The following is a 22,859-nucleotide window of genomic DNA, read 5'->3' on the forward strand; positions in this document are numbered from 1 at the left end:
TCTTATTTAATGTTAAAACGTTTGTGGGTATTAATGGACATCAATACCCCAAAGCCTCCCAGTAAGGTTACAATTGATGTGCCACCGTAACTAATTAATGGTAAAGGGACGCCGACAACGGGTAATAACCCACTTACCATGCCAATATTAACAAATACGTAGACGAAGAAGGTTAAAGTGATAGATCCGGCAACTAAGCGGGTGAAAGCATCTTGCGCTTGGTTAGCAATCCATAAACCGCGGCCAATAATAAACAGATAGACAGTAAGCAGCAGCAGAATGCCTATAAAGCCAAACTCTTCAGAAAAAACGGAAAAGATAAAATCAGTATGGCGCTCAGGTAAAAATTCAAGTTGTGATTGTGTTCCCTCTAACCAACCTTTGCCCCATAATCCGCCCGAGCCAATCGCAATTTTTGATTGGATAATATGATATCCCGTACCAAGTGGATCGGCCTCGGGATTAATTAACGTTAGTACTCTCCCTCGTTGGTACTCATGCATTAAATAAAACCAAAGAATGGGCAAAAAACCGACCACAGCAGCAACTGCGATGGTGATATAACGCCATGAAATACCGGACAGAAAAAGTACAAAGAGACCCGAAGAGGCTATTAATATTGACGTGCCTAAATCGGGTTGCTTCGCAATTAAAATGGTTGGGGTGATAACGATTAATAGTGCGATAAACACCTGTTTAAGGCGCGGGGGGAGGGTATATTGGCTGATATAATAAGCAACCATTAACGGCGTAATAAGTTTCATTATTTCAGAGGGCTGGAATTTAGTGAAGCCGAGATCCAACCAGCGTTGGGCGCCTTTCCCTATATGGCCAACAACCAGTACCGCCACCAAAAGCAGCACGCCGACAATAAAGATAGCTGGTGTCCAGCGTTGATACATCTCAGGCGAGATCTGTGCCAATATTATCATTGCACCCAGTGCAATCCCTAAGCGAATAAGCTGTTTAATTAACATTTCATAGCCCCCAACTGAATAGAGTACGGTTAGGCTCAGCCCCATTAAGGAAAAAATTCCCAATAATAGTAACGGATCGATATGTAAACGATAAAAGATGCTTTTCTGTGCTTGCGTACTGACCATGTTTAAAAGCCTAATGGTTTAATATCAGAAGTCGCTGCTTGGTTATCAAAATACTCATCAAACATAGCGCGAATCATAGGGGCTGCATTGCTACTTCCGCCTCCTGCATTTTCTAAGACAACGGTTGCGACAATTTCGGGTGATTTAAAAGGGGCGAATGCGACGAACATGGCATTATCACGATGGCGCTCTTTCATCTTACTGGCATCGTATTTTTCATCTTCTTTCATATTAACTACTTGCGCTGTTCCTGATTTTCCGCCGGCACTATAAGATGTGTTCGCAAATGCACGATGCGCAGTACCGCTTCTTTTACTGGTGACACCTAACATCGCTTGTAAAGCAATATCCCAGTAATGCTCATCATGTAGCTGTATTGGTTTTTGGGGCTCATGCGCAGCAGCAAAAGAGCCGCCGACCGAAATTATAGAATGCAGCACATTCGGCTCAATAATTTCTCCGCGACGCGCCAAAATAGCGGTTGCTTTGGTCAATTGAATGGGGGTTACTGTCCAGTATCCTTGACCGATACCGACTGAAATAGTATCTCCATCATACCAAGGCGCTCTAAAACGTGCTTTTTTCCACTCGCGTGAAGGCATAATCGCTTTTGTCTCTTCACCAATATCTAAGCCACTGTATTTTCCGAAACCAAATTCCTCCATAAATGGACTTATTCTATCGATGCCTACCTTGTATGCTGTATCATAGAAAAATGTATCGCAGCTTTCTTCTATGGCGCGACTGACATTGACTTTACCGTGCCCCCAGTGTTTCCAATCTCTAAAACGACGGTTCGACCCAGGCACTATCCACCAACCTGGATCATAAATCACAGTCGATTCTGTTATCACCTTGCTATCTAATGCTAATAGTGCCATCTGCGGTTTAATGGTCGAGGCCGGAGGGTAACGTCCCTGTGTCGCACGGTTAATTAATGGGCGATCTTTTGACTGCAAAAGCTTCTGATATTGTTTGCGACTGATTCCTTGTACAAACAGATTGGGATCATAACTTGGATTGGAAATAAGGGTTAAAATACCGCCTGTTTTAGCGTTCATCACAATAATACTGCCGCGGTAGTCACCTAATAGTTGTTGTGCTTTAAGCTGTAACTTAATATCGATATTTAATTTAAGGTCTTTACCCGGGACAGGTGGCGTAAAGTCTAGAGTGCGAATGACTTTTCCCCAGCTATCGACTTCTACTTGGCGCAGCCCTGGCTCTCCATGTAAGAGTTCTTCGTAATATTTTTCGATGCCTAACTTACCTATATACTTAGTCCCTCGATAGCTTGCACTGTCGCCACGCTGCTCAATCTGCTGCAAGTCTTTACTGTTGATTTTGGCGATATAACCAAGAACATGAGTAAATAAGTCACCAAAAGGGTAAAAGCGTTTAAGGTTGGCTTGAATAGAAAAACCTTGGAATCGGTGCTGGTTCACCGTGAAAACAGCGACTTCTTTGGGGCTTAAATTGTCACGAATAACAATCTCTTTAAAGGAACGAGTTTGCCGCTTTGTGTTGTTGAAATGGCTGATTTCTGACTCGGTTAATGCGAGTAGTTCTTTTAGCTGTTCTATATTTTCTTTAAGGTTTTTGGTTTTACTTACAATGACTTGCAAGCTATATACCGGCCTGTTTTCCGCTAGTATTATGCCATTTCGGTCATAAATAAGACCTCTATTAGGGATCACTGTTTGCACACTGATACGGTTATCATTGGAACGCGTTTGATAACTTTGGAAAGAGCTAATTTGTAGGTAATAAAGATTGCTAATTAGCATGCCAATAGCAAATAAAATCGCAATAAAAAACACCAAAGTACGGCGCATAAAAAGAGTAGATTCAGCCGAATGATTTCTGATGCTTATGCGTTGCTTAACCACCTATTAATCTCTATGGTAAGGGTGGTTGATGGTTAATGTATAAGCGCGATATAAGCTTTCAGCTACAATAATACGTACAATAGGGTGTGGTAAGGTTAAAGCAGAAAGTGACCAACGTTGTTCTGACTTTAAAATGCATTCCGGATCAAGCCCCTCTGGACCGCCAATCAATAAACTAATATTTCTTGCATCGCGTTGCCATTGTGTCATTTCATCTGCGAGTTGTTCAGTGGTCCAAGCCTGACCCGTTACTTCTAATGTGACAATTTTATTGCCTTTGGGAATAGCGGCAAGGGTGAGTTCACCCTCTTTTTTTAAGATCCGCTTTATGTCTGCATTTTTGCCACGCTTCCCTGCGTTTATTTCTAGTAACTCCAGTTGCATCTCTTTTGGGAAACGTCTTGCATACTCTTGATATCCTTTTTCAACCCAGTCAGGCATCTTTGTCCCTACTGCGATTAACTGAATTTTCATTAAGCACACTGTTCCCAAAGTTTCTCTAGCTGGTAGAACTGACGAGTTTCATCTTGCATTACGTGTACAACAATGTTGCCTAAATCAAGTAGTACCCATTCACTCCCTTCTAATCCTTCGATGCCTAAAGGTGTTTCACCTTCACGCTTAGCAGCAAGTGCTGTTTGTTCAGCAACAGAACGAACATGACGCTTAGAGTTACCAGTACAGATAATCATAGTATCCGTTACGTTTGATGTCGCTGACACATCAATAACAGTGATCTCTTTTGCTTTCATATCTTCAAGTTGTTGTATCACGAACTGCTTTAATTGTTGGTCTTGCAAGGGATATTCCTTTAATAAAAAATAAGCTAAAAAATTTAATAGCATGGGATTATAACACAGTGTAAACCCAGTTGAACGATATTGATGATAATTTCACATTGTAATCGCATCGCTCAATTTCTTATAGCTCAACTTTTTTCAATTTTAAACACCTTAATTACTTATCTGTGAATAAAAGCATGAAAATAAATACGGCTTTACTTGCATTAATCGCCCACTTTATTAAACTTCATCGGCTAATGTGGGGAAAAGTGCAAAAAAGTGGATCTTTTTCTCTAATTTAAGTCTGTTTTATTGAAATTCGCTCGGGGATCTTATTTGTAATGTTACGTGGCGCCAGTGCAATTAATCTTGATACCAAAGGAAGAATCGCTATTCCAACGCGCTATCGCGAATGGTTGACGGATACTTGCCAAGATCAATTTGTCTGCACCATTGATCTTCAGTCGCCCTGCTTATTGCTGTATCCCTTAAACGAGTGGTTACTCATTGAAACAAAATTACGCGCTTTATCCAGTACCGATCCACAAGAACGCCGTTTGCAGAGGCTGATCTTAGGGTATGCAACGGAGAGTGAGTTAGATAAAGGTGGGCGCACTTTAATCGCTCCAACACTAAGGCAGCATGCAAAACTACAAAAAAAAGTGATGCTGGTTGGACAACTCAATAAATTTGAACTGTGGGATGAAGATATGTGGCATCAACAAGTACAACAAGATTTACAACAAGGTTTACCAACGGGTAATGAGTTAAGCGAACGATTAAAGGGGTTTTCACTGTAATGACTGAACATATCACAGTACTACTTGATGAAGCTGTAAATGGCTTGGCGTTACAAAAAGATGGCATTTATGTTGATGGTACGTTTGGTCGTGGTGGTCATTCCCGCCATATTTTAAAACAGCTCGGCGAAAACGGCCGTTTGATAGCGATCGACAGAGATCCTCGCGCGATCGCAACGGGACAAGCCTTAATGAAGGAAGACCCGCGTTTCACTATCGTACATGGTCCTTTTTCTGGACTGGCTGATTATGTTAAAGAGCTCGGGTTAGCTGGCAAAATAGATGGCGTGCTGTTAGATCTTGGCGTGTCATCTCCACAACTTGACGATGCAGAGCGTGGCTTTAGCTTTATGCGTGATGGTCCGTTGGATATGCGTATGGATCCGACATCGGGTATTAGCGCGGCGCAATGGCTAGCAAAAGCGGATGTTGATGATATTGGCTGGGTATTGAAGACTTTCGGTGAAGAGAAGTTTGCTTACCGTATTGCGCGTGCGATTGTCGCTGATCGTCTTGAAACACCGTTTTTGCGTACTTTGCAGTTGGCACAATTAATTGAACGTCTTTGCCCAAAAAGGGAGAAGAAAAAGCATCCTGCAACACGTAGTTTCCAAGCGATTCGAATTTATGTAAATAGTGAATTAGAAGAGATCCATAAAGTGCTAGATGGTGCGTTAGAGATACTTGCTGTTGGCGGGCGCCTTTCTGTGATCAGTTTTCACTCGCTGGAAGACCGCATCGTTAAACGCTTTATCCGCAAACAGGAAAAAGGGCGTGAATACCCACCTGGATTGCCATTAACAGAAGCGCAGATGAAACATGGTAAAACTCTCAAAGCAATTGGAAAAGCATTAAAACCGAGTGTTGAAGAGATCACTGATAATGCACGAGCCCGCAGCTCTGTATTACGTATTGCGCAAAAAACAGCTGAGCCAGAGAGCGACTAAATTGAGTGACCAACGAGATCATTTATTATTTTTAATTCTTGCTGACTTGCGACGTCATTTTTTTGCGTTGTTATTAGGTTTGGCGATTTTACTTAGCGCGTTTTATAACATCTATATCACTCATGAAACACGCGAATTAGTAACCAAAAAAGAACAATTATCACAACAGAAAGATAACTTATTGATTGAGAAACGCAATTTGTTAATTGAAGAACATACCCTAGATGAGCACAGCCGGATCCGTCGTATCGCGCGAATGAAATTATCGATGGTGCAACCTACAAAAAATAATAGTGTATTAGTGGAACTTCCATGAAAATGAAACGGAATTTGGCAAAATCGAAAGCCAATAAGCATACAAAAAAGAATAAAGTATACGCCACATTTTCTTCGTGGCGTTATCTGTTTGTGTCGCTAACAATTGCTCTGGTGGGATTACTTTTAATCAGCCGTCTTGCTTATCTTCAGGTTATTGACCCAGAATATTTAACTAATGAAGCCGATAAACGCAGTTTGCGAGTAACACAATCGTTGGCGCATCGCGGTAATATTGAAGATAGGTATGGAGAGGAACTCGCTATTAGTGTGCCTGCTTATGCTATTTGGGTTGATCCTAAAACAGTAAAAGCCGCGTATGCATTTACTCGTGATGAATGGTTGGCGAATGTGCAAGTAGACCCGAAAACGGGAAAAGAAAAGCATAACAAACAGTATTTTTATGAATCAAAAAAATGGCCTGCATTAGCGGAAGTATTGGATATTGATATGCAAACACTGGCTGAGGTTATACAAAAGCCAAACTCCCGTTTTGCCTATCTCAGAAGACAAGTAAATGAACCTATCGTCGATTATGTAAAAAAATTAAACTTAGCAGGCATCTCTAACCAACGTGAATCACATCGGTTTTACCCAACGGGTGAAATTAATGCCAATATTTTGGGGTTAACGGATCTCGATTCCCGCGGCATAGAAGGCATTGAGAAAACTTATAATAGTTACTTACAAGGAAAAAATGGCAAAAAAAGTGTACGTAAAGACCGACTCGGTAACGTTATTGATAATATTGAAGTGCTTGAAGTAAAAAAAGCAGCGGGCAATTTACAGTTAAGTATCGATCAACGTATTCAGGCCGTCGCCTACAGCCAATTAAAACGCGCGGTGAAAATAAACGATGCAACATCAGGCTCGATAGTGGTGTTAGATGTGAATACGGGGGAGATTTATGCGATGGCTAATTATCCGTCCTTTAATCCCAATGATCGCAGTCAATACCAACCCTATAAACTAAGAAATCGGGCCATCACAGACACCTTTGAACCGGGCTCTACAGTGAAACCCTTAGTTGTATCAAGCGCACTTATCTATGGTAAAACAGATGTTGATGAAGTGATTGATACTTCTCCAGGTTGGATGCATGTAGGTGGTCGTCGCGTTCGCGATGGGCATAATTTGGGGAAAATTGATTTAGCCATGATTTTGAAGAAATCCAGTAATATAGGGATAAGTAAATTAGCCTTGCGTTTACAACCTCAACAGTTATTGCAAACATTCTCTGATTTCGGTTTTGGCAATGATACGGGTATCGCATTAATCGGTGAAAGTATGGGACGCTTACCCTTGCGTCATCGTTGGTCTGATTTTGAATTGGCGACGATGTCCTTTGGTTATGGCATTACTACCACCACGCTACAGTTGGCTAAAGCTTATGCGATATTAGGCAGCGGCGGCATAGAGTATCCAACCTCAATATTAAAAAGTGCCACACCTGCAATCGGGGAGCGGGTTATCCCGCGTAATATTGCGTTGGAAGTGGTGGATATGATGGAGGGCGTAAGCCAGAGAGGAGGTACTGCACCGAAAGCAAAAGTTGAAGGTTACCGAATAGCGGGTAAAACAGGTACATCAAGAAAAGCCGAAGCCGGTGGTTATGGGGATGACTACGTATCTGTTTTTGCAGGATTAGCGCCCATTAGCAAACCTCGTTTTGCTATTGTGGTGATGATAAATGAACCACAAGGCGACCGTTATTATGCGGGTGATGTTGCTGCACCGGTGTTTTCTGCAGTAATGAAAAGTGCTCTGCTATTAAGTGATGTTCGCCCTGATGATGAAAACGAACGTTATACTTTGCTGGAGTCTTACTAATAATGAAGACGCAGTCAGAATTGACACCGCTAAAAAAACTGTTAAAGCCATGGCTGTCTGCTGATATTGATAATGTGATGGTGTCATGCTTAACACTAGATAGCAGAAACGTAGTCAAAGATAGCTTATTTGTAGCTTTGCAGGGCGCGTGTTTAGATGGCCGGTCTTTTATTGATAAGGCGATTACGCAAGGTGCGTCAGCGGTTTTATCTGAAACCTCTAATCCAAGCCAACATGGCATTATTACTTACCTCGCCGGCGTTCCTGTCATCGATATTTACCAGTTGCCGGCTATTTTAAGCCCGCTTGCGTATCGTTTTTATTTCCCGCAACAAAATGTACATAATGTCGTTGCAGTGACTGGCACTAATGGTAAAACAACCATCGCGAGTTTATTAGTTAACTGTTTTACCTTATTAGGTAAAAAAAGTGCGCAAATGGGCACCATAGGCAATGGTCTATTTGGTGAGCTTAAAAGCAGTTTAAATACCACATTAGATGCGCTTTCTGTTTTCGCTGAGTTATATGATTACCAACAAAAACAGGTTGAGTATACCGTCATGGAAGTCTCTTCCCACGGTTTAAGTCAAGGTCGAGTCAGTGCTTTACCCTTCCACAGTGCTATTTTTACTAACTTATCACGCGATCATCTTGATTATCATGGCTCAATGGCAAATTATGGTGCGGCTAAAAAAGCATTATTTACTGAGCATGCAGTGAAATATAGAATTATTAATAGTGACGATGCAACAGGTAAAGCATGGTTAAAGGAATTTCCAGATGCAGTCGCTTATGGTTTTAACGTTCAGTCAGTTTCTAAAGGACAGTCTTATTTAAGCATCTCCAAGGTTAATTATCAGGCACAAGGGGTTGACTTTAAATTTGAATCCTCTTGGGGGGCTGGTCATATTTCAGCACCATTTTATGGTGACTTCAATGTGTCTAATTTGGCCGCGGTATTAACGCAATTACTGCTTGAAAATATAACCATTGCGCAACTCGAAGCTATTTTCCCAAAATTAACCAGCGTACCTGGTCGTATGGAGCAATATTATTTTGCTAAAAAGGATATCACTTTTGTCGTCGACTATGCACATACGCCAGACGCATTAGAAAAAGCGCTGATTGCGCTGCAAAAGCATAAATCATCGGGGAGATTAATCTGTGTTTTTGGCTGCGGAGGTGACAGAGATAAAGGGAAACGCTCTGAAATGGCAAAAGTAGCTGAAAATTTTGCACAAAAAGTCGTTCTAGTTGATGATAATCCGCGCAGCGAATCGGCCGAAGACATAATGGAAGATATTTTACGCGGTTTTAATCAAGCCCGTGCTGTGATGAAAATTCATGATAGAAAAGAAGCAGTGTTATTTTTATTAACCAATAGTTTGCCCGGTGATATCGTCTTGTTAGCTGGTAAAGGGCACGAAGATTATCAAATTATTGGTGATAAACGTTTGCATTACAGTGATCGCGCACTCCTCGCTTCGTTACGAAAAGAGCAATATAAAGATTTGAACAAGGCAGACTTATGATCCCTTTATCGATCAATGAAATAGCACAAGCGACCAATGGTAAGTTAAGCAATAGTGCGTATGCAGAGCGGGTAATTGATACAGTTAGTACCGATACCCGAACAATTGAAACAGGCTGCTTGTTTATTGCATTGCGTGGCGCGTCATTTGATGCTCACCAATTTTTAAATCAAGCTGAAACAGCCGGCGCAGCCGCTTTATTGGTTGAACGGCGTGTGGAAAGTGAATTACCTTACATCGTAGTTAAAGACACACGCATCGCATTAGGCTTGCTGGCCGCTTATGTTAGACAAAAAATTAGTGCTTTAAAGTGTGCTGCAATTACCGGTAGTAACGGTAAAACGAGTACAAAAGAGTTACTCAGCGAAATTTTACGTCAGTTTTGTAATGAAAAAGAAGGGGTATTAGCCACAGCCGGTAACTTTAATAACGATATTGGCCTGCCATTGACTTTATTACGCTTAACTGAGCAAAGCCGTTTTGCTGTTGTTGAATTAGGGGCAAATCATGCCGGAGAGATAGCCTATACCTCGCAGCTTGCTAAGCCGGATGTTGCGCTGATCAATAATGTCACGGCAGCTCATTTAGAAGGATTTAAATCTCTACCGGGAGTGGCAAAAGCGAAAGGCGAAATATGGTCAAGCTTAACTGCTCAGGGGTGTGCAGTGGTTAACCTTGATGCAAATTTTGCTGATCAATATCTGCAGCAATTGAAGTTGCAAAAATGCAAAATTATGACGTTTTCACAAACAGATAAAAATGCCACGTTATTTGCCTCCGATATAAAACTTAATGCATTAGGTAAAGCAACCTTCACCTTAAATTTGCAGGTTGATGACCTCTTAAAAACGACTTCAATCCAACTAAATTTAGCCGGAAAGCACAATGTGAGTAATGCGCTAGCGGCAGCCAGTATGGCGGTTGCATTAGGTTGTGGGTTAGACGTTATAAGCAGTGGTTTAAGCTTAGTCACAGAAGTCGCTGGGCGTGTCAAAGCGACTCAAATTAACAAGCTAATCACTGTGATTGATGATACTTATAACGCCAACTCAGCTTCAGTTAAGGCGGCTATCGATCTGCTTGTTCAATATTCAGGTGCCCATCTATTAATTTTAGGTGATATGGCAGAGCTGGGGCCCTATAGTGCACAAGAGCATATAGCGATTGGCCAGTATGCGGCGCAGCAGGGGATCAAAAAATTATTTACTGTCGGCAGGTTAAGTTCTCTGACAGCGCAATCATTCAAACAAAGCGGTGCTAAGGGGAGCGTGCACTTTATTAATAAGCAAGCATTAAACGGGCATTTACAAAAAATATTATTACAAAACAGTGAAAAATTAACTATTTTAGTGAAAGGTTCACGAGGCACTAAAATGGAAAAAATTGTGGCTTATATAAGCAGTACTCATTAAAAATTGAAGCCGTTATAAAATAGGAAAATCCATGATTGTTTGGTTAGCAGAATTGTTTTCAAGTCATTTTACATTCCTTAATGTGTTGACTTATCTTTCGGTGCGCACGGTAATGGCCGCCTTAACCGCTTTAGCCTTTTCATTATGGGCTGGACCTAAACTTATCCGTTATTTACAAAAAATGCAGATTGGACAGATCGTGCGTAATGACGGTCCCGAATCTCATTTTAGCAAAGCGGGCACTCCGACGATGGGAGGAATTATGATCCTTGCGGCGATCACCCTTTCAACTTTACTGTGGGCACGCTTGGATAACCATTATGTTTGGATTGTACTCTTTACAATGCTTGCATTTGGTGCAATTGGCTTTATGGATGATTATTTGAAAGTAGTGCGTAAACATCCTGATGGCTTGATAGCGCGCTGGAAGTATTTCTGGCAATCTATTAGTGCGCTAGTGTTGGCTATTGTCCTGTTTTATACCGCATCTTCCCCTGCAGAACTTACTTTTGTGATGCCATTTTTTAAACAGTATATGCCTTATCTGGGGCTACTTTTTATCCCTCTTGTTTATTTCACAGTGGTAGGTAGCAGTAATGCTGTCAATCTAACTGACGGTTTAGATGGATTAGCTATTATGCCAACGGTGATGGTCGCGGCCGCTTTTGCTTTAATCGCTTATTTAACCAGTCATGTCAATTACGCGCACTACCTTTACATCCCTTATATACCTAAAGCCAGTGAACTGGTTATTATTTGTGGCACTATTGTGGGGGCTGGTCTGGGGTTCTTATGGTTTAACACCTATCCGGCGCAGGTGTTCATGGGCGATGTCGGTTCGTTAGCCTTAGGTGCATTATTGGGCGTTATTGCCGTTCTAGTACGCCAAGAGATCTTATTGGTGATCATGGGCAGTATCTTTGTCGTTGAGACTTTATCGGTAATTCTGCAGGTGGGCTCATATAAAATGCGTAAACAACGAATATTCCGCATGGCACCTATTCATCATCACTACGAGAAGAAAGGCTGGCCAGAACCACGAGTAATTGTACGTTTTTGGATTATCACTATTGTGATGGTTTTAATTGGTTTAGTGACATTGAAGGTACGTTAAGTATGTCAGAGATGCAGGTTGCTGTTTTAGGGCTGGGAATAACTGGATTATCTTGTGTTAACTTTTTACGACAAGAGGGTTACCAAGTTAGCGTTTTTGATACCCGTGAAACACCGCCTGGCGAAGATAAATTAAGTGCCGATGTTAAGTTGATTAAAGGGCCCTTAAATGGCCTGTTATTGGCTAATTTTCCATTGATTATTGCCAGTCCGGGTATTGCTTTGGCAACCCCAGCGTTACAGTTTGCCAGTCGAACTGGATGTGAGGTTATCGGTGATATTGAGCTATTTGCTCGAAAGCTGAAAACAGCCCCGTACCGTCATGCAAAATTAGTGACCATTACGGGGTCAAATGGCAAAAGTACCGTGACCAGTTTACTTGGCGAGATGGCACTCGAGGCGGATGTTAATGTAGCGGTAGGCGGCAATATTGGTGTTCCTGCATTGGATCTGCTCAGCCCCGATGTTGATTTATATATTCTTGAACTATCAAGTTTTCAACTGGAAACAACACGCTCATTAGATGCCGATATCGCTACTATTTTGAATGTAAGTGAAGATCATCTTGATAGATATGATTCTTACCAGCACTACGTGCAAGCTAAACAGCTTATTTATAAGCAGTGTAAAAAAGCGTTGTTTAATCGAGACGATTTATTAACTTACCCAACGACAGAAGATCTACCCTCGATCAGTTTTGGTTTTGATAGTCACTTATACGGTTTAATTAACGACTCAGATCAGCATGTGTTTTTAGCCCTGAATGGTAAACCTTTGTTAGCAGTTAGCGCGCTTAAACTCAGTGGCAAACATAATTGGATGAATGCCTTGGCCGCTTTCGCTTTGGGTGAGGCGGTGAGTCTTGATAAAGATGCCATGCTGCGTATCTTGCAACAATACAGGGGGTTAACTCACCGTTGTGAGTTTGTTGCAGAGATCAATGGTGTACGCTGGATAAATGACTCTAAAGCGACCAATATTGGTGCAACACAAGCGGCCTTAAGTGGCTTGTCAGATACCATACAAGGTAATATTCATGTTATTTTGGGGGGCGAGGGGAAAGGTGCTAATTTCAGTGAATTAACTGCTGTACTGCAAGAGATCAAAGGTGAAATAGTCTGTTTTGGCAAGGACGCACAACAAATTGCTCTATGTAATCAACGGGCTAAACGAGTACAAAATTTAGATGCCGCAGTTGAACTGATAGCGAATAGCAGTCAAACAGGGGATTTAGTTATTTTAACACCAGCTTGTGCAAGCTTAGATATGTACTCGAACTTTATGGCGCGCGGTGAACATTTTAAAACGCTGGTTAGGGCATTAACAACGGACATAACTTAATGAAGCTATTGGCTCTTTTTTACAGCGTTAAGCAGGATCAACAGGCTTATGATCGTCTGCTTCTTGTTGTCGTTTTCAGTTTGATGGCGGTGGGCATGGTGATTGTCGCTTCGGCTTCCATCCCAGAAGGGATCGCATTGTCATCGGAGCCATTTCGTTTTTTGAAACGCCATATCATATATATTCTTATTTGTTTGGCTGGGCTCGCTGTTGTGGTCTCCATACCAATGCAGCGCTGGTATGACAGGCAAAACCTTATATTAACCATCGCATTTCTTGGGTTATTAGCTGTTTTATTGGTCGGTACTGAAGTCAATGGTTCACACCGTTGGTTACGCTTAGGGCCACTCAATGTACAACCCTCAGAGTTTGCAAAATTAGCGATCGTACTGTTTTTAGCCAGTTACCTTGTTCGCCGCCAAGAAGAGGTTATCGATACTATAAAAGGGTTTATTAAACCGCTGATTATCTTATCTGCTTTCGCATTACTGCTATTATTACAACCGGATTTAGGCTCGATGGTGGTGATTGTAGTGGTCATGATGGGGATGTTATTTATCGCCGATGCCAAATTAATTTCCTTTATCGGTATTGCAGTATCGCTACTTGCGGTCATTGTTGTGCTTATTGTGACCTCGCCTTATCGCATGGCACGTGTTTTTGGTTTTTTAGATCCATGGGCGGATCCGTTTGGTCGTAGTTATCAACTAACACAGTCCTTAATGGCATTTGGTCGAGGTGGCTGGTTTGGTCAAGGGCTTGGTAACTCAGTACAAAAGTTGGACTATTTACCCGAAGCACATACAGATTTTATTATGGCGATTCTTGCTGAAGAACTCGGTTTTTTAGGTGTCACTGTGGTCATTGTTTTAGAATTTGTTTTAGTTTACAAGGCATTTTCAATCGGTAAAAGGGCACTACAGCAATCCTTTGTTTTTTCTGGCTACGTTGCCATTGGTATTGCGATTTGGTTTGCTTTTCAAACGGCAGTAAACATTGGGGCCGCATCAGGGATCGCGCCAACTAAGGGACTCACATTGCCTTTAGTGAGTTACGGCGGATCTAGTTTGATAACGATTGCATTGGCAGTCGGTTTATTATTACGCATCGATTTTGAAACCCGACAAGCATCGGGGCAAGTACGTCTGACTAAGCTGATAAAACCCAAAAAAGTAAAGGAAGATGCGCTCCATGATTAAAAATAAAACCTTATTGGTGATGGCTGGGGGGACTGGGGGACATGTTTTTCCTGGGCTTGCCGTTGCTGATAATTTGAAAGGCAAGGGATGGCAAGTCAGTTGGTTAGGCACCGCTGATCGTATCGAGGCGCAACTTGTACCTGAGCATGGTTACGAAATCGATTTTATTGATATTGCTGGTGTCCGAGGCAATGGCATAAAACGTTTATTGATGGCGCCTTTGCGAGTCATTAAATCAATTCTGCAAGCGCGTGTGGTCCTAAAAAAGCGCAAAGTGGATTTAGTGTTAGGAATGGGAGGTTTTGCGAGTGGACCGGGCGGAATTGCAGCATGGACTTTGGGAATTCCGGTTGTTCTCCATGAACAAAATGCAACGGCAGGACTTACTAATCGCATTTTATATTACTTTTCAAAAAAAGTGTTAATGGGATTTTCTGGCGCATTTCCAAGTGCAAAAGCTATTTTGGTTGGTAACCCGGTGCGTGAGCAGCTTATTAGCTTGCCCGCAAAAAAAATATCATTGCAAAATAGCGCGCTTAAAGTGTTGATTGTGGGGGGAAGTCTCGGCGCTAAAGTACTTAATGAACTGCTACCAAAGGTGCTCAGTCATTTTGATAAATCACAGATTAAACTATTACATCAAAGTGGTAAGGGACATTATCAATATTTACAGAATGCCTATCAACAAAGAGGCATCGAAGTTGATGTACAGGAATTTATAACGGATATGGGAGCCGCTTACCAGTGGGCCGATTTAGTTATTTGTCGTGCTGGCGCATTGACAGTTGCTGAGATTGCAGTCGTTGGTTTACCGGCTATTTTTGTACCACTGCCACATGCAACAGATGATCACCAAACAAAAAATGCCGGGCAGTTGGTCGAGATTAAAGCGGCAGTGTTGATCCCTCAAAATGAATTAAATGAACAAAAATTGAGTGATTATTTACATAGATTCAGCCAAAATAGGACATTACTCGAAGAGATGTCTAAAAACAGTAGAAAAATAGCAATTATAGATGCAACTGAGCGGGTTGCCGCTATCTGTAATGAACTTATTTAAACGAACAACAACAAGAATTAGTGGCTTATTATGATGAAAATTAAACTTGCACAAATACGTACAATGATTCCGGAAATGCGTCGTGTTAAACAGATCCATTTTGTCGGTATCGGTGGTGCAGGTATGGGCGGGATTGCTGAAGTGCTTGCCTATGAAGGCTATAAAATAACCGGTTCTGACATTGCTGAAAATGCAGTCGTCAAACGCCTCCGTTCAATTGGCGTGGAAATATTTATCGGTCATCAGCAAGATAATATTTATGGAGCATCAGTGGTCGTCGTCTCAACTGCGATCAACCTCGAAAATCCGGAATTACTGGCTGCACGACAAGCACGTATTCCCATTGTTCGCCGCGCAGAAATGTTAGCCGAATTAATGCGCTATCGCCATGGTGTAGCCGTCGCAGGCACACATGGTAAAACAACCACAACCAGTTTAATTGCCAGTATTTATAATCAGGCCGATCTTGATCCTACCTTTGTTATTGGTGGGTTATTAAATAGTGCTGGCACCAATGCTAAACTAGGGCAAAGTCGATATTTAATTGCCGAAGCGGATGAAAGTGATGCTTCATTCTTACATTTACAACCAATGGTATCCGTTGTTACCAATATTGAAGCGGATCATATGGGCACTTATCAAGGTGATTTTGAAATATTGAAAGATACCTTTGTGCAGTTTATCCAAAACCTTCCTTTCTATGGTACTGCGGTTGTTTGTTTAGATGATGCCGTTGTAGAATCATTAATTCCGAAATTTGCTCGACAGTGTGTTACCTATGGATTTCATGAACAAGCAGATATTCGCGTCTCGGCCTTTAAACAGACGGTTAATCGCAGTGAATTTTTAGTGCATAGGGTTAATAAAGCCGATCTTAAAATTCAATTAAATTTACCTGGTAAACATAACGCGCTAAATGCTGCTGCCGCGATTGCGGTGGCGATGGAAGAGGATATCCCCGATCAAGCCATTCTCGATGCGCTGACAAAATTCGAAGGAATTGGTCGTCGTTTTGAACAATATGGTGAGTTTGAAACGGGCCGCGGTAAGGTGCTACTAATGGATGATTATGGTCACCACCCGACAGAAGTACAGGCTACCATCAATGCTGTGCGTGCTGGCTGGCCTGATAAACGTTTAGTGATGGCCTATCAACCGCACCGTTATACGCGCACACGTGATCTCTATGAAGATTTTGCGCAGGTATTGGCACAGGTTGATCAACTCTTCTTACTTGATGTGTATGCAGCCGGTGAAACGCCGATAGCAGGCGCCGATAGTCGTTCTTTGTGTCGTACGATCCGTCTGCGCAGTGATAAAGAACCCATTTTTGTAGCAACGCCTGAAGCCCTGCCGGCGATGCTTGCGCAAGTCATTAAAGAGGGGGATCTGCTGATAACTCAAGGCGCAGGTAACATTGGGGCGGTCGTTAAAACCCTAGCTGAATTAAAATTAGATATAGAAAAAATGAAACAAGCGAGTGAAAGTTAATGTCTTTAAATTTTGGTAAAGTTGCGGTCTTGTTAGGTGGTAATAGTGCCGAGCGTGAAGTTTCGTTACGCTCTGGTCGGGCAGTGTTAAACTCATTATTAGCGCAAGGTATAGATGCTATCGCTTTGGATCCCAAACATGATAATATTTCGCAACTAAAAACAATGGGATTTGATCGTGCTTTTATTGCCTTGCATGGTAGAGGAGGGGAAGATGGCTGTATTCAAGGTTTTTTGACTACGCTGCAAATTCCCTTCACTGGCAGTGATGTTTTAAGCTCCGCCATTGCCATGGATAAATCTAAAACCAAACAGATTTGGCAGAGTTATCAACTGCCTACTGCAAGTTATCAAATCATCATCAAAGATGACTTTGATCCTAGGCAATCAGAAGATATACTAAACGCCTTATCGGGCACTGTCATGGTTAAACCGGTCAATGAAGGTTCAAGTATTGGTATGGCTAAAGTCAGCAATGCGGTAGAACTTGCTGATGCTTTATTTAATGCATTTAAATTTGACAATAAAGTGTTACTTGAATCTTGGATAGTAGGTAAAGAGTACACTGTCTCGATCTTAAATGGGCAAGCATTACCTGCTATTCGTATGCAAACTGACAATACATTTTATGATTATCAGGCCAAGTATAACTCAACGGAAACTCAATATTTTTGCCCTTGTGGGCTTGCCCCAGAAAAACTAGCAGAGTTAAATGAGTTGGCTATTAAAGCCTTTGATGCGATTGGCTGCCGTGGTTGGGGACGTATTGATTTTATGTTAGATGAAGAAGGCCGCTGGTCTTTACTGGAAGTGAATACGGTGCCCGGGATGACAGAAACCAGCTTAGTACCTAAAGCAGCTAAGCATGCTGGTTATGATTTTAACCAACTTGTTTTAGAAATATTAAAGCAATCACTGTCATAATATGTGGAATAATTTAAAAAAATGGAAAATAGGAAAGTGGATCAGCTTACTTTTTTTTATTACGTTAATTTATATCTTACAAAACAGTTATTTTAAATTAAAGACTTGGTTAACAGATGAGCAATCTTTGCCGTTAACCTCGTTAATATTGACCGGTACAATAGATCATATATCCGAAGACGATGTGCGTTTAGTGTTGAATGATCAAAAAGATAGATTAAATTTTTTTACATTAGAGATAGCGCAAATTCAGCAGCAATTAGAGAACCTGCCATGGGTTTACTCTGTATCGATACGTAAAAATTGGCCTGATACATTGAAGATTCATATTGTTGAGCAATCAATAGTTGCTATATGGAATGAGCGAGCTTTATTAAATCGTTTCGGAGAGATAATTATAGCATCACCGGATACCTTGCTGGGTAGAAAGGTTGCTCTTTATGGTGAAGATGAATTTGCCAATGATATTTTAACAAGTTATATGAAAATCAATCAATTGTTAAAAGTTAACAACTTTAAAGTTGCTTCACTAAGCAGTAATAAACGTCATTCAATTGATATCGTTTTAGAAAATGGTATTGCATTACGTTTAGGTCAGGAGCAGAAATTGGATCGTATTCAGCGTTTTTTAAGTGTATTCCCGCTGATAGAAAAAAAATATGATGTTAAAACAATCGACTATGTTGATCTGCGTTATGATACAGGATTTGCGATTGGTTGGAAAAAAACAGGTAGCAATGTTAAATAAAAATGCTGCAATTTTGATGTTCTTTTGTAAAGACAAACGGTGAACTTTGAGTATGGAAAGTAGTTACACAGTCGGATTAGATATTGGTAGTAGTAAAATTGTCCTCTTAATTGGCGAGCAATTGGATAATGATATCATCAATATTGTTGGTGTTGGCGAAGCTGCCTCAAAAGGCGTAGATAAAGGCTCTGTGAGTGATTTAGACTCTGTTGTGCAGTCTATTCTTGAAGCATTAGCAAGTGCTGAAAAAATGGCTGACTGTAAAGTGTCATCAGTGAATTTATCTATTTCCGGCTCCCATATCGAATCTTTAAATGAAGCAGGCACTTGGGCGATAGAAGATCGTGAGGTAACGGCTTATGATGTTGAAAGTGTACTGCACAACGCGCGCTCAATTAAAATTCGTGATGACCAACGTTTATTGCATGTCATCCCCCAAGAGTACTCAATTGACTCGCAAGGGCGTATTCACAACCCTGTGGGATTGTCAGGGGTAAAATTAAAAGCCGATGTGCACCTTATTACCTGTCATAATGATCTAGTTAAGAATTTAGAAAAAGCGGTTGAACGATGTGGTCTAGCAATAGACCAATTAACCTTTTCTGGCCTCGCTTCAAGCGTTGCTATTTTAAGTGAAGATGAAAAAGAACTTGGCGTTTGCGTTGTCGATATGGGCAGTGGCACCATGGATATTTCTGTTTATATCGCTGGGGCATTACGACATAGCTCCGTTTTAGATTATGCCGGTAATTCAGTGACTAATGATATTGCCATCGCATTTAGTGCGCCGCCAACCTCAGCAGAAGAAGTTAAAGTTAAGTATGGTTGTTTAAAATGCGATAATATCACTCCGAATGAAATAATTGAATTACCAAGCGTTGGTGGAAGACCTGCTCGCAGTTTACAAAGGCAAATGCTAGTTGATGTCATTGAGCCTCGTTACAGTGAATTATTGGGGATGATCAAAAAAGCGCTGTATAAACTCGACAGTACATTTGCAACTGAAGGACTAAAACAACATCTTGCTGCAGGCATAGTTCTTACGGGTGGTGCTGCACAAATTGGAGGTTTGGTTGAAGTTGCAGAAAAAGTTTTTGATAATACACCGGTTCGCATAGGTAAACCCCAAAATATACAAGGGTTAGCTTCTGATGTTGATACCCCTTCATATTCAACCGTATTAGGTTTATTGCGTTATAAGAAAGATGAGTTTACTGAAAGTCAAGAAACAGTGGAAGAAAATCGTTTATCCGTTTTGATTAATAAATTAAAAAGCTGGATAAAAAAAGAGTATTAATTGCTGAGCTATATCTCACTAAGCTGGAGAGATACAATGTCTGAAGATTTAAATAAAGTGGAAAAAGAACAAATGTTTGAAATAGTTGATGAAGAATATACACAGCAAGCTGTTATTAAAGTCGTTGGTGTCGGCGGTGGCGGTGGCAATGCCATCAATTATATGATTGCAAAAGGTTTGACGGGTGCTGAATTTATTGCCATGAATACGGATGCGCAAGCTTTACGTTCATCAAAAGCAGATATCCGTTTACAACTTGGTGCAACCATCACAAATGGGTTAGGTGCTGGTGCAAATCCAGAGATTGGCTATAAATCGGCATTAGAAGATAAAGACAATATCCGCGAAGTTCTGATGGGAGCTGATGTTGTCTTTATTGCTGCAGGTATGGGGGGCGGAACGGGAACGGGGGCTTCTCCTGTTGTCGCTGAAATAGCCAATGAGCTGGGCGCGTTAACGATTGGTGTTGTTTCTAAGCCGTCATTTTTTGAAGGTAAAAAACGCATTAATTATGCGAATCAAGGTATCGAGCGTTTATCTGAACATATTGATTCTTTGTTAATTATCCCTAATGATAAATTGCAGAAATCATTGCCTAGAGGTGTTTCATTCCTCGGCGCATTAGAAGCCGCTAATAACGTATTGTTCGATGCTGTTTCTGGTTTTTCTGCGATCATTAATAATGAAGAAAGCACTATTAATATTGACTTTGCTGATGTTCGAACCGTCATGACAGAAGCGGGGACAACAGCGGTGATGGGGATCGGTATTGCTTCTGGTGAAGATCGCGCTGAAGAAGCGGTTGAACAGGCTATCTCTTGTCCGCTATTGGAAGATGTGGATCTTTCTAACGCGCGAGGTGTACTGGTACATATCGTAGCGGGGATGGACTTTACTTGGGATGAATATGAGACTGTTGGGGATGCACTAAAAGAGTTTGCTTCTGCTGATTCTCAAATTATTATCGGTGTGACCGTTGACCCTAAAATTGATACGGGTGAACTGCATGTTACGGTGATTGTTACTGGCCTTGGAGAACGAAAGTCGGATCTTGCCACTGTTAAAAATAGTGTCTTGACAGTTGAACAAAGTGTAACCGATGTTGTCCAAGAAGAAGTGCGTGCTGAGCAGAGCAAAGAGCCTGAAAATGTCGATGCGAAGCCCAAACCTGAGGGAAGTTATTTAGATATCCCTGCATTTTTGCGTAAACAAGCAGATTAATTGGCAATTATGTGAGTTAAATTTGTGATGGATATCGCAAACTGCTATAATCTAGCAAAATTAAGAGTGATTGGGGGGGACGATGATTAAACAAAGAACATTAAAAACAAGTGTCAAATCAACGGGCATTGGTTTACATTCAGGCAATAAAGTGACCATTGAGTTACATCCTGCGCCTGCAAATACAGGTATTGTTTATCGTCGCATCGATTTAGAACCTGTTGTTAGCTTTAAAGCTCATGCGCAGGCGGTACAAGAAACGCTTTTATGTACTTGCTTGGTTAATGAACAGGGTCAGAAAATATCAACTGTTGAACATCTTTCCGCTGCACTTGCAGGGTTAGGTATTGACAACATTATTATTGATGTAGACGCCCCTGAAATCCCAATTATGGATGGTAGTGCAAGCCCTTTTATTTTCCTATTACAATCTGCTGGTATAGAAGAACTTAACGCCCCTAAAAAGTTTCTTCGTGTTAAAAAAACAGTGCGTGTAGAAGATGAAAAAGAAGGCAAGTGGGCTGAACTGCAACCCTCGGCTTCTGGATTCAGCTTGGATTTTAAAATTGATTTCGATCATCCTGTTTTTGAAGGTCAAAACCAACATATCGAAATGGATTTTTCAGGTGAGCTGTTTGTTAAAGAGATTAGCCGTGCAAGAACCTTTGGATTTATGAAGGGTGTTGAGCAGTTACAAGCAAATAATTTAGCGTTAGGCGCAAGTCTGGATAATGCTATAGGTTTAGATGAGTTTCGCATTTTAAACCCTGAAGGTTTGCGTTATGAGGATGAATTTGTTAAGCATAAAGTCTTGGATGCGATTGGTGATCTGTACCTTTCCGGTTACACTATTTTGGGCCATCTGAAAGCCTTTAAAACGGGGCATTCACTCAATAATCAGTTGTTATGTGCTTTGTTAGCCGATCAAGAAGCTTGGGAAATGGTGACATTTGAAGAGCCAGTGAGTGAATCTCCAATTCAATACATTGAACCTGTATTCGCGCTTTAAGCATCGTAATATTTATAATCGGCCTTTATAGAACACTCTGTTTTGTAAAGGCTTTTTTTTTGTGCTGGTTTTATCTTTGCCTGTGCTCTTAGCCTCGCTATTTATAAGCTGCGGAGGGTAATAGCAATTTCATTAATTAAATATTCTATTTAGGCGTATGAAAAATCAATGATGAAGCTAACAACTATTTTAACAAGCATAAATGAATCGCAAATTAATGTATTTACTGTAATACAAAAGCATATAAAAATTTGTTAGTGTTAATTTTCCCCGCGCAATACTTGCTTACTTTATTAACCCCTTTGTCGTGTATCTAAAATCAAGAGCTTTGTTTTAAATTTCTTCCCTTTCAATTGAAATAATCACCCGCCTATTTTGCATACGGCCTAATACATCACGGTTATCGGCTACATGCAGTTTTTCACCAAATCCTGTTACTTGAATTTTTTCATTATCTAGCCCTAACTGCTCAAGATATTGCTTGACTGATGTTGCACGTTGTTCGGATAATTGTTGGTTATGGTGGCTGCCGCCGTAGCTGTCTGAGTAGCCTGAAACAAGGATGACACTTATATGTTCATCATGTTTGATATAATCACCAATCATTTTTAGACGTTTTTTGGAAAAAGGCGTCAGTTGTACCCCATTTTTATTATATTTAAGTATGCTATAAGCGATATCATCGAAATTGTAAGGTAGTAATTGATTAATACAGTTATTACTCAAGTTTCGGGATTCAAAACAAACAATAAAACCCAAATAACTCGATGATTTTAAAGAGGTTGATGTCTCATTGTGGTAAAATACTTGTTAACTAGACAAAGGATAATACAACAAGAGACATCGA

At 40.9% G+C, this 22,859-nt stretch carries 21 protein-coding genes; 16 read left to right on the forward strand and 5 right to left on the reverse strand.

Features of this window, described 5'->3' with window-relative positions; genetic code table 11:
- Positions 1-2: 2 nt before the first annotated feature.
- From rodA to rsfS, 4 genes are read right to left on the reverse strand one after another with little or no spacing between them, the layout of a single operon-like run.
- Positions 3-1,103 (reverse strand): rod shape-determining protein RodA, encoded by a 1,101-nt coding sequence (gene rodA / locus KSO91_RS03635; protein ID WP_238741437.1) that lies wholly within the window; start codon positions 1,101-1,103, stop codon positions 3-5.
- Positions 1,104-1,105: 2 nt separating this feature from the next.
- Positions 1,106-2,992 (reverse strand): penicillin-binding protein 2, encoded by a 1,887-nt coding sequence (mrdA, locus tag KSO91_RS03640; protein ID WP_238741439.1) that lies wholly within the window; start codon positions 2,990-2,992, stop codon positions 1,106-1,108.
- A gap of 3 nt (positions 2,993-2,995) precedes the next feature.
- Positions 2,996-3,466 carry a 23S rRNA (pseudouridine(1915)-N(3))-methyltransferase RlmH gene (gene rlmH / locus KSO91_RS03645; RefSeq protein ID WP_238741441.1) on the reverse strand — a complete coding sequence of 157 codons (471 nt, stop codon included), beginning with the start codon at positions 3,464-3,466 and terminating at the stop codon, positions 2,996-2,998.
- A complete protein-coding gene (rsfS, locus tag KSO91_RS03650) occupies positions 3,466-3,792 on the reverse strand; it encodes a ribosome silencing factor (protein WP_238741443.1) in 327 nt (108 codons plus the stop codon). The genes rlmH and rsfS overlap by 1 nt, the downstream gene beginning before the upstream one ends.
- Positions 3,793-4,115: 323 nt before the next feature.
- Between rsfS and mraZ the strand changes: the two genes are divergently transcribed.
- From mraZ to lpxC, 16 genes are all read left to right on the forward strand, one after another.
- Positions 4,116-4,574, forward strand: coding sequence for a division/cell wall cluster transcriptional repressor MraZ (gene mraZ, locus KSO91_RS03655; protein WP_238741445.1), 459 nt, complete (start codon positions 4,116-4,118; stop codon positions 4,572-4,574).
- Positions 4,574-5,521, forward strand: a complete 948-nt coding sequence (gene rsmH, locus KSO91_RS03660) for a 16S rRNA (cytosine(1402)-N(4))-methyltransferase RsmH (RefSeq protein WP_238741447.1) — start codon at positions 4,574-4,576, stop codon at positions 5,519-5,521. The genes mraZ and rsmH overlap by 1 nt, the downstream gene beginning before the upstream one ends.
- A 1-nt stretch (position 5,522) precedes the next feature.
- On the forward strand, positions 5,523-5,837 hold the full coding sequence (gene ftsL / locus KSO91_RS03665) for a cell division protein FtsL (protein WP_238741449.1): 315 nt from the start codon (positions 5,523-5,525) through the stop codon (positions 5,835-5,837).
- Entirely contained in the window at positions 5,834-7,666 is a 1,833-nt protein-coding gene (locus KSO91_RS03670; RefSeq protein ID WP_238741451.1) for a peptidoglycan D,D-transpeptidase FtsI family protein, read from the forward strand. The genes ftsL and KSO91_RS03670 overlap by 4 nt, the downstream gene beginning before the upstream one ends.
- A 2-nt stretch (positions 7,667-7,668) precedes the next feature.
- Positions 7,669-9,198: a UDP-N-acetylmuramoyl-L-alanyl-D-glutamate--2,6-diaminopimelate ligase gene (gene murE, locus KSO91_RS03675; protein ID WP_238741453.1), complete on the forward strand. Its 1,530-nt coding sequence runs from the start codon at positions 7,669-7,671 to the stop codon at positions 9,196-9,198.
- The gene (locus KSO91_RS03680; protein ID WP_238741455.1) at positions 9,195-10,610 is read left to right on the forward strand and encodes a UDP-N-acetylmuramoyl-tripeptide--D-alanyl-D-alanine ligase; all 1,416 of its coding nucleotides are present in this window, start codon (positions 9,195-9,197) and stop codon (positions 10,608-10,610) included. The genes murE and KSO91_RS03680 overlap by 4 nt, the downstream gene beginning before the upstream one ends.
- A gap of 31 nt (positions 10,611-10,641) precedes the next feature.
- The gene (gene mraY / locus KSO91_RS03685) at positions 10,642-11,724 is read left to right on the forward strand and encodes a phospho-N-acetylmuramoyl-pentapeptide-transferase (RefSeq protein WP_238741457.1); all 1,083 of its coding nucleotides are present in this window, start codon (positions 10,642-10,644) and stop codon (positions 11,722-11,724) included.
- 2 nt (positions 11,725-11,726) lie between these two features.
- Complete coding sequence (gene murD, locus KSO91_RS03690) at positions 11,727-13,064, forward strand: UDP-N-acetylmuramoyl-L-alanine--D-glutamate ligase (RefSeq protein WP_238741459.1); 1,338 nt, start codon at positions 11,727-11,729, stop codon at positions 13,062-13,064.
- The gene (gene ftsW, locus KSO91_RS03695) at positions 13,064-14,263 is read left to right on the forward strand and encodes a putative lipid II flippase FtsW (protein ID WP_238741461.1); all 1,200 of its coding nucleotides are present in this window, start codon (positions 13,064-13,066) and stop codon (positions 14,261-14,263) included. The genes murD and ftsW overlap by 1 nt, the downstream gene beginning before the upstream one ends.
- Positions 14,256-15,323: an undecaprenyldiphospho-muramoylpentapeptide beta-N-acetylglucosaminyltransferase gene (murG, locus tag KSO91_RS03700; RefSeq protein WP_238741464.1), complete on the forward strand. Its 1,068-nt coding sequence runs from the start codon at positions 14,256-14,258 to the stop codon at positions 15,321-15,323. The genes ftsW and murG overlap by 8 nt, the downstream gene beginning before the upstream one ends.
- Before the next feature lie 30 nt (positions 15,324-15,353).
- Positions 15,354-16,814 (forward strand): UDP-N-acetylmuramate--L-alanine ligase, encoded by a 1,461-nt coding sequence (murC, locus tag KSO91_RS03705; RefSeq protein WP_238741466.1) that lies wholly within the window; start codon positions 15,354-15,356, stop codon positions 16,812-16,814.
- On the forward strand, positions 16,814-17,737 hold the full coding sequence (locus tag KSO91_RS03710; protein WP_238741468.1) for a D-alanine--D-alanine ligase: 924 nt from the start codon (positions 16,814-16,816) through the stop codon (positions 17,735-17,737). The genes murC and KSO91_RS03710 overlap by 1 nt, the downstream gene beginning before the upstream one ends.
- 1 nt (position 17,738) lies before the next feature.
- Positions 17,739-18,485, forward strand: a complete 747-nt coding sequence (locus KSO91_RS03715; RefSeq protein ID WP_238741470.1) for a cell division protein FtsQ/DivIB — start codon at positions 17,739-17,741, stop codon at positions 18,483-18,485.
- Positions 18,486-18,537: 52 nt separating this feature from the next.
- Positions 18,538-19,782: a cell division protein FtsA gene (gene ftsA / locus KSO91_RS03720; RefSeq protein ID WP_238741472.1), complete on the forward strand. Its 1,245-nt coding sequence runs from the start codon at positions 18,538-18,540 to the stop codon at positions 19,780-19,782.
- A 36-nt stretch (positions 19,783-19,818) separates the two neighbouring features.
- Entirely contained in the window at positions 19,819-21,003 is a 1,185-nt protein-coding gene (gene ftsZ, locus KSO91_RS03725; protein ID WP_238741474.1) for a cell division protein FtsZ, read from the forward strand.
- Between the two features lie 82 nt (positions 21,004-21,085).
- Positions 21,086-22,012: a UDP-3-O-acyl-N-acetylglucosamine deacetylase gene (gene lpxC / locus KSO91_RS03730; protein WP_238741476.1), complete on the forward strand. Its 927-nt coding sequence runs from the start codon at positions 21,086-21,088 to the stop codon at positions 22,010-22,012.
- 333 nt (positions 22,013-22,345) lie between these two features.
- Here the strand turns inward: lpxC and KSO91_RS03735 are convergent, their stop codons facing one another.
- Positions 22,346-22,738 (reverse strand): OmpA family protein, encoded by a 393-nt coding sequence (locus tag KSO91_RS03735; RefSeq protein WP_238741478.1) that lies wholly within the window; start codon positions 22,736-22,738, stop codon positions 22,346-22,348.
- Between the last annotated feature and the right edge of the window lie 121 nt (positions 22,739-22,859).

This window comes from Psychromonas antarctica (assembly GCF_022267535.1).
Taxonomy (GTDB): domain Bacteria; phylum Pseudomonadota; class Gammaproteobacteria; order Enterobacterales; family Psychromonadaceae; genus Psychromonas; species Psychromonas antarctica.